The following is a 6,273-nucleotide window of genomic DNA, read 5'->3' on the forward strand; positions in this document are numbered from 1 at the left end:
TTTTCGGCGCACCACAGAACCTTCTTTCGTTCAGCATCCGTTCAGGTAAATACCAATCAACCACATTTAGCAATGAGTATCATTATGTTACAAATTAGCCCCCATTAATCATTCTCAACACGGTGCTGAATGCTGGTTCCTTTTTTGATCATGCTGCGCGAAGGCATTGAAGCGGCGTTAATCGTTGGCATCATCGCCAGTTACCTCAAGCAAACCGGTCGTGATCAGTGGATGCCCGCCATGTGGATCGGTGTGTTCCTCGCCGCAGCACTGGCTTTTCTGGTCGGTGGCGGGCTGGAACTGGTCAGTGCCGAATTCCCGCAAAAACAACAGGAACTCTTCGAAGGCGTGGTCGGCCTGATGGCCGTGGCCATTCTGAGTTCCATGGTCTTCTGGATGCGTAAGGTCGCACGCTCGATCAAGCATTCCCTTCACGCCTCCCTCGATCAGGCGCTGACCGGTTCCAGGCATCAGATCACGGCGCTGATCGTCATGGTGTTTTTCGCCGTCGCCCGGGAAGGCCTGGAAACGGTGTTTTTCCTGCTTGCGGTGTTCCAGCAAAGCGAAGGTCCGGCCGCACCCATCGGCGCCCTGCTCGGCTTGATCCTGTCGATTGTCGTGGGCTTTTTGATCTACACCGGCAGCATGCGACTGAACCTCGGGGCGTTCTTCCGATGGACCGGACTGTTCATTCTGGTGGTCGCCGCCGGGATCCTCGCCAGTTCGGTGCGTGCCCTGCATGAAGCGGGCCTGTGGAATCACCTGCAAACCGTGCTCTTCGATTTCAGCGCAACCTTGCCAATGGATGGCCCGCTGGGCTCGGTGCTGGCCGGCATGCTCGGTTACCAGGACGCACCAACCATCAGCACCTTGGGTGTCTACCTGATTTATCTGGTGGTGACACTGGTGCTGTTCTTCGTTCCGGCGGCGCCCCGACCTGCGCCAGGCCAACCCTCTTCCGTTTCCGCTCAGTAAGGGCCTCCATGTCAAACCAAGCCTCTGCACAGGCCTCGCCACCCCGCACCTTGCGCTGGGCAGTGGCCGGTTCAGTGATCGTGATGATCGCCGCCGGTGGGCTGTTCTATTACGCGTCGAAAATGGCCGCCGCCAAGCGCCAGGCCAGCCACGACGAAATCACCGTCACCATTGCTCCCCACAGCTGCGAGCCGAATGTCCTGACCCTGCCTGCCGGACACGCCAGTTTCCGTATTCTCAATCGCTCGGATCGTGCCGTGGAATGGGAAGTCCTCGACGGCGTGCTGGTGGTCGAAGAACGCGAAAACATCGCCCCGGGTCTGAGCCAGGTGATCAACGCCAATTTGCGGCCAGGCGATTACGCGATCACCTGTGGCCTGCTGAGCAACCCGCGCGGCACGCTGCACGTGACCCCGACCGCCGAGTCCGAAGCCAGCGCCAAGGCGCGTCCATCGATGGTGGCGTTTATCGGCCCGCTGTCGGAGTTCCGGGTTTACTTGAGCCGCCAAAGCAGCGCATTGATCACCGCCGTCACAGCCCTTGAACAAGCGATAGCAGCCGGTGACCTGAGTCAGGCTCAAGCGCTGTATGTGCCGGCCAGCGCCGCTTACCAGCGTATTGCACCGGCCGCTCAGCGCCTGGCCGAGCTCGATCGGGCGATCAACGCTCGCGCTGACTACTTCGAGAAACGCGAGCAAGACACCGGCTTCGTCGGCTTGCACCGCATCGAATACGCACTGTTCCAACAACGCTCTGTCGATAACCTCACGCCCGTTGCCCAGCGCTTGCTCAGCGATGTCACCCAGCTCAGGCAACAGCTGATGGCGCAATCGCTGCCACCTGAGCAACTGGTGAATATCGTTACCCGGAGCATGCGCAGCATTGCCGAGGTGCGCGGCAGCAGCGGTGAAGAAGAACGCTACAGCCATAGCGACCTCAACGGTTTCGCCGCCAACCTGGAAGCGACGCGCAAGGTCGTCGACCTGTTGCGGCCGTTGCTGGCCAAGTCCGCCGCCGGGCTGCTGACACAGATCGACAGCGCCACCACCGCACTCGATGCCCAGTTCAATGATTTGCGCATGACAAACGGTTACAGCACCTACGACAGCGTCGGTGCCGATCAGCGCGTGCGACTTGCCAACAAGGCCAAGGCTCTGGCCGATGTACTCGATGGAATCGATCCCGCCCTTGGCCTTTCCGGCCTGTAGTAGAAGACCAACACACATGAACGACTCAAATCATTTCTCCGCCCAGCGTCGCCGCGTTTTGCTCGGCATGGGCGCCGCTGGCGTGGCGTTGGCCGGCAGCACGTTGAGCTGCCCGGCCATGGCCGCCAGCCCGGCGCAAGTCACCGAAGCACCGAGCAGTGAGAAAACTCACGATCGGCACGATTTTCATGGCAAACATCAGACCGGCATCGTCACCCCGCGCCCATCTTGCGGCATGCTGGTGTCCTTCGATGTGCTCGCCAGCGACCGCAAGGACCTGGAGCGCTTGTTCCGCACCCTCAACGAACGCATTGCATTCCTGATGAGCGGCGGTCCGGTGTCGCAGGTCGACCCGAAGCTGCCGCCAGTAGACTCCGGAATCCTCGGGCCAGTGGTCACCCCGGACAATTTGACCATCACCGTGTCGGTCGGCGAATCGCTGTTCGACGAGCGTTTCGGCCTGAGCGGGGCCAAACCCAAGCGCCTGATCCGCATGGTCGGTTTCCCCAACGACGCCCTTGATCCCGATAGCTGCCACGGCGACTTGAGCCTGCAGTTCTGCGCCAACACTGCCGACACTAATATCCACGCCCTGCGCGACATTGTGAAAAACCTCCCGGACCTGCTGCTGGTGCGCTGGAAACAGGAAGGCAGCGTGCCGCCACAAGCCCCTGTACGCCCCGGTGAACCTGCGCAAAGTGCGCGCAACTTCCTCGGTTTCCGTGACGGCTCGGCCAACCCCGATTCCAACGACAGCAAGAGCATGGACCAGATCGTCTGGGTCCAGCCCGGCAGCGATGAACCGGCCTGGGCGGCCAACGGTAGCTATCAGGCGGTGCGGATCATCCGCAACTTCGTCGAGCGTTGGGACCGCACGCCGCTGCAAGAGCAGGAAAGCATCATCGGCCGGGTCAAAACCAGCGGTGCACCGATGGATGGCCAGAAGGAAACCCAGGTCCCGGATTACGCCAAAGACCCCCACGGCAAACTGACCAAAATGGATGCGCACATCCGCCTGGCCAACCCGCGCACCGCAGCGACTCAGGCCAGCCTGATCCTGCGCCGGCCCTTCAACTACTCCAACGGCGTGAGCAAGAACGGTCAGTTGAACATGGGTTTGTTGTTCATCTGCTACCAGGCCGACCTGGAGAAAGGCTTTATCACCGTGCAGACCCGGCTCAATGGCGAGCCCCTGGAGGAATACCTCAAGCCGGTGGGCGGCGGTTATTTCTTCACGCTGCCTGGCGTGACCGGCGACAAAGACTTCATCGGTCGTTCGCTGCTTGACGCAACACACCCCAAAACCACGGCTTAACCCCTAAACACAATAACCTTCTCGGAAAAGTCCCATGAAAAAGACGCCTCTTGCTTTGTTGCTGACCCTTGGCCTGCTCCACACTCCTCTCTCGGCTTTCGCTGCAACAGCGCCGCTTGAATTGGTAGGACCGATCTCGGATTACAAAATCTATGTCACCGAACAGCTCGACGAAATGGCCAGCCACACCCAGCAGTTCACCGACGCGCTGAAAAAAGGCGACCTGGCCACCGCCAAAAAGCTCTACGCGCCGACCCGGGTTTACTACGAGTCGATCGAGCCGATTGCCGCACTGTTCAGTGACCTCGATGCGTCCATCGATTCGCGTGTCAACGACCACGAAAAAGGCGTCAAGGCCGAGGACTTCACCGGTTTTCACCGTATTGAATACTCGCTGTTCTCCGAGAACAGCACCCAAGGTCTCGGTGAACTGGCCGACGGCCTGAACAAAGACGTCAAAGAACTGCAGACCCGCGTGGCCGGCCTGACCTTCCCGCCAGAGAAAGTGGTGGGTGGTGCCGCCTCGCTGCTCGAAGAAGTCGCTGCGACCAAGATCGCCGGCGAAGAGGACCGTTACAGCCACACCGACCTGTATGACTTCCAGGGCAACATCGATGGTGCGAAGAAAATCGTCGAGCTGTTCCGTCCGCAGCTGGAGAAACAGGACAAAGCCTTCATCGCCAAAGTCGACAAAAACTTCGCCAGCGTGAACACGATTCTGGCCAAGTACAAAACGGCTGATGGTGGTTTCGAGACTTACGACAAGGTCAAGGAAAACGACCGCAAAGCGCTGGTCGGGCCGGTTAACACCCTGGCAGAAGATCTGTCGACGTTGCGTGGCAAGCTGGGGCTCAATTAAGAGCAATTGCTTCAGCGTCGCCTGAACCGACGCCTCGCGGGCAAGCCTCGCTCCTACAGGTGTTGTGCGTTTGCTGTTCATGGATCGTTCCCACGCTCCCGCGTGGGAATGCAGCCCGTGACGCTGCGCGTCACATCCAGAGCGATTGCTACGCGGCCACGGAGGAGTTCCCACGCATAGCGTGGGAACGATCAGTTGCCCCCCCTGCGTATATCTCCCTATTCACGCACTAATAATGTTGATCGCCTGTTGGCCTGCCGCCAGACAAAGGGTTCCCGGCCAAGCCTTACAGAATGCGGTAGAGCAAGCGCTCGATCCGCACCCGGCTGACCCGACGCAAAAACTTGCCGACCGCTGGCGGGTAGTCCGGCAGGGTATCAAGCTGCTGAAAATGTTCGATGCGACTGGTGTTGCGAAAAATCTCCGCCAGTTCAGTCTGACGCGGCTCCATCAGCTCGTTTTTCGGGTCATCGATCAGCAAGGCGTTTTCCAGATCCAGGCGGAACGCGCGCGGGTTGAGATTGTTGCCGGTCAGCAAGGTGTAACGCTGATCGATCCACATGCCCTTGAGGTGGTAGGTGTTGTCGCCGTCGCGCCATAGATGCAGGTTCAACTGACCGCTGTCGATCACCGGCTGATGGCGTTTGGCGAAACGTCGCAGGCTGATTTCGTAGAGATACGGCAGCGCCGCAATCACCTTGAACGGCTCACTCGGCGGAATGTAGAAGTCGTTGGCGGTCTTGTCGCCAACGATGATGTCGATTTTCACCCCGCGTGCCAGCGCCCGGTTGATTTCTCGGGTCACGGCCAGCGGCAGGTTGAAATACGGCGTACAGATCGTCAGTTGCCGGTGAGCGTTGGCGATCAACTCACAGATCACCCGGCTCAAGGGGTTATTCTTGCCGACCCCGAGCAGCGGGCTGACCGACAAACCGCCCTTGTTGACGCTACCGAAAGTGGTGTCGTAAGCGGCGTGCTTCAGACGGCTGCGCAGATCACCAATGTCATTGCGCAGGCTGCGGGTACTCGGCAGATTCGGCAGGTCCAGGCGGTGAACCGCTCTGGAGGCGATCAGGCCGTGCTCGATCAGGTGCTGCATGGAGTTGGCCAACGCGCCACACTGCAGCAAGTGGTAACGATCAAAACGGTACTTGTCGAACTTGTGCAGGTAGACGTTATTCAGACTGGCGCCACTGTAGATCACACAGTCATCGATCACGAAGCCCTTGAGGTGCAACACACCGAACAGCTCGCGGGTCTGCACAGGCACACCGTACACCGGCACTTGGCTGGCATGAGCGCGGGTCTGGGCCTGATACCAGGCCGAATTGCCCGGCTGCTTGCCAGCACCGATCAAACCGCGCTGAGCGCGTAACCAGTCGACCACAACCACCACCTCAAGCGTGGGCCGAGCGGTTTTGGCAGCGTGCAAGGCATCGAGGATTTCCTGGCCGGCTTCATCCTGCTGCAGGTACAGCGCCACGATATAAATGCGCTGCGTAGCCTGGGCGATTTTCTCCAGCAGACAGTGGCGAAACTCTGCGGCGCCAGAGAGGATGGTGACGGCATCTGCAGTCAGCGGAAAACTGCGCAGTTTTGGCAGCAGGGAGCGTTTGAAAAGCGACGGCATAAGGCTCGCAAGAGGTCGAATCCAAAGAGCGGATGAGCTTACACCATTGATCGTTCCCACGCTCTGCGTGGGAATGCCTCATTGGACGCTCCGCGTCCGCCGTTAATGTGACGCAGAGCGTCACGGGCTGCATTCCCACGCGGGAGCGTGGGAACGATCATCGCTGATAAAATAACCTATTGACCAAGAAGAACGATCGCTCTTCTACTTTGATCGTTCCCACGCTCTGCGTGGGAATGCCTCATTGGACGCTCCGCGTCCGCCGTTAATGTGACGCAGAGCGTCA

General features: G+C 59.5%; 5 protein-coding genes. 4 read left to right on the top strand and 1 reads right to left on the bottom strand.

What is annotated here, in order from left to right; genetic code table 11:
• Positions 1 to 129: 129 nt before the first annotated feature.
• The 4 genes from efeU to efeO (AC07VR_RS27575) are packed head-to-tail and all read left to right on the top strand — an operon-like array spanning position 130 to position 4,357.
• Positions 130 to 975: an iron uptake transporter permease EfeU gene (gene efeU, locus AC07VR_RS27560; protein ID WP_495013129.1), complete on the top strand. Its 846-nt coding sequence runs from the start codon at positions 130 to 132 to the stop codon at positions 973 to 975.
• An 8-nt stretch (positions 976 to 983) separates the two neighbouring features.
• Positions 984 to 2,183 (top strand): iron uptake system protein EfeO, encoded by a 1,200-nt coding sequence (gene efeO / locus AC07VR_RS27565; protein WP_495013130.1) that lies wholly within the window; start codon positions 984 to 986, stop codon positions 2,181 to 2,183.
• Between the two features lie 16 nt (positions 2,184 to 2,199).
• On the top strand, positions 2,200 to 3,498 hold the full coding sequence (gene efeB, locus AC07VR_RS27570; RefSeq protein ID WP_494991355.1) for an iron uptake transporter deferrochelatase/peroxidase subunit: 1,299 nt from the start codon (positions 2,200 to 2,202) through the stop codon (positions 3,496 to 3,498).
• 34 nt (positions 3,499 to 3,532) lie between these two features.
• Complete coding sequence (gene efeO, locus AC07VR_RS27575; RefSeq protein ID WP_495013131.1) at positions 3,533 to 4,357, top strand: iron uptake system protein EfeO; 825 nt, start codon at positions 3,533 to 3,535, stop codon at positions 4,355 to 4,357.
• 286 nt (positions 4,358 to 4,643) lie between these two features.
• Here the strand turns inward: efeO (AC07VR_RS27575) and pssA are convergent, their stop codons facing one another.
• Positions 4,644 to 5,987: a CDP-diacylglycerol--serine O-phosphatidyltransferase gene (gene pssA / locus AC07VR_RS27580; protein ID WP_495013132.1), complete on the bottom strand. Its 1,344-nt coding sequence runs from the start codon at positions 5,985 to 5,987 to the stop codon at positions 4,644 to 4,646.
• Between the last annotated feature and the right edge of the window lie 286 nt (positions 5,988 to 6,273).

This window comes from Pseudomonas sp. GW821-FHT02H09 (assembly GCF_059421425.1).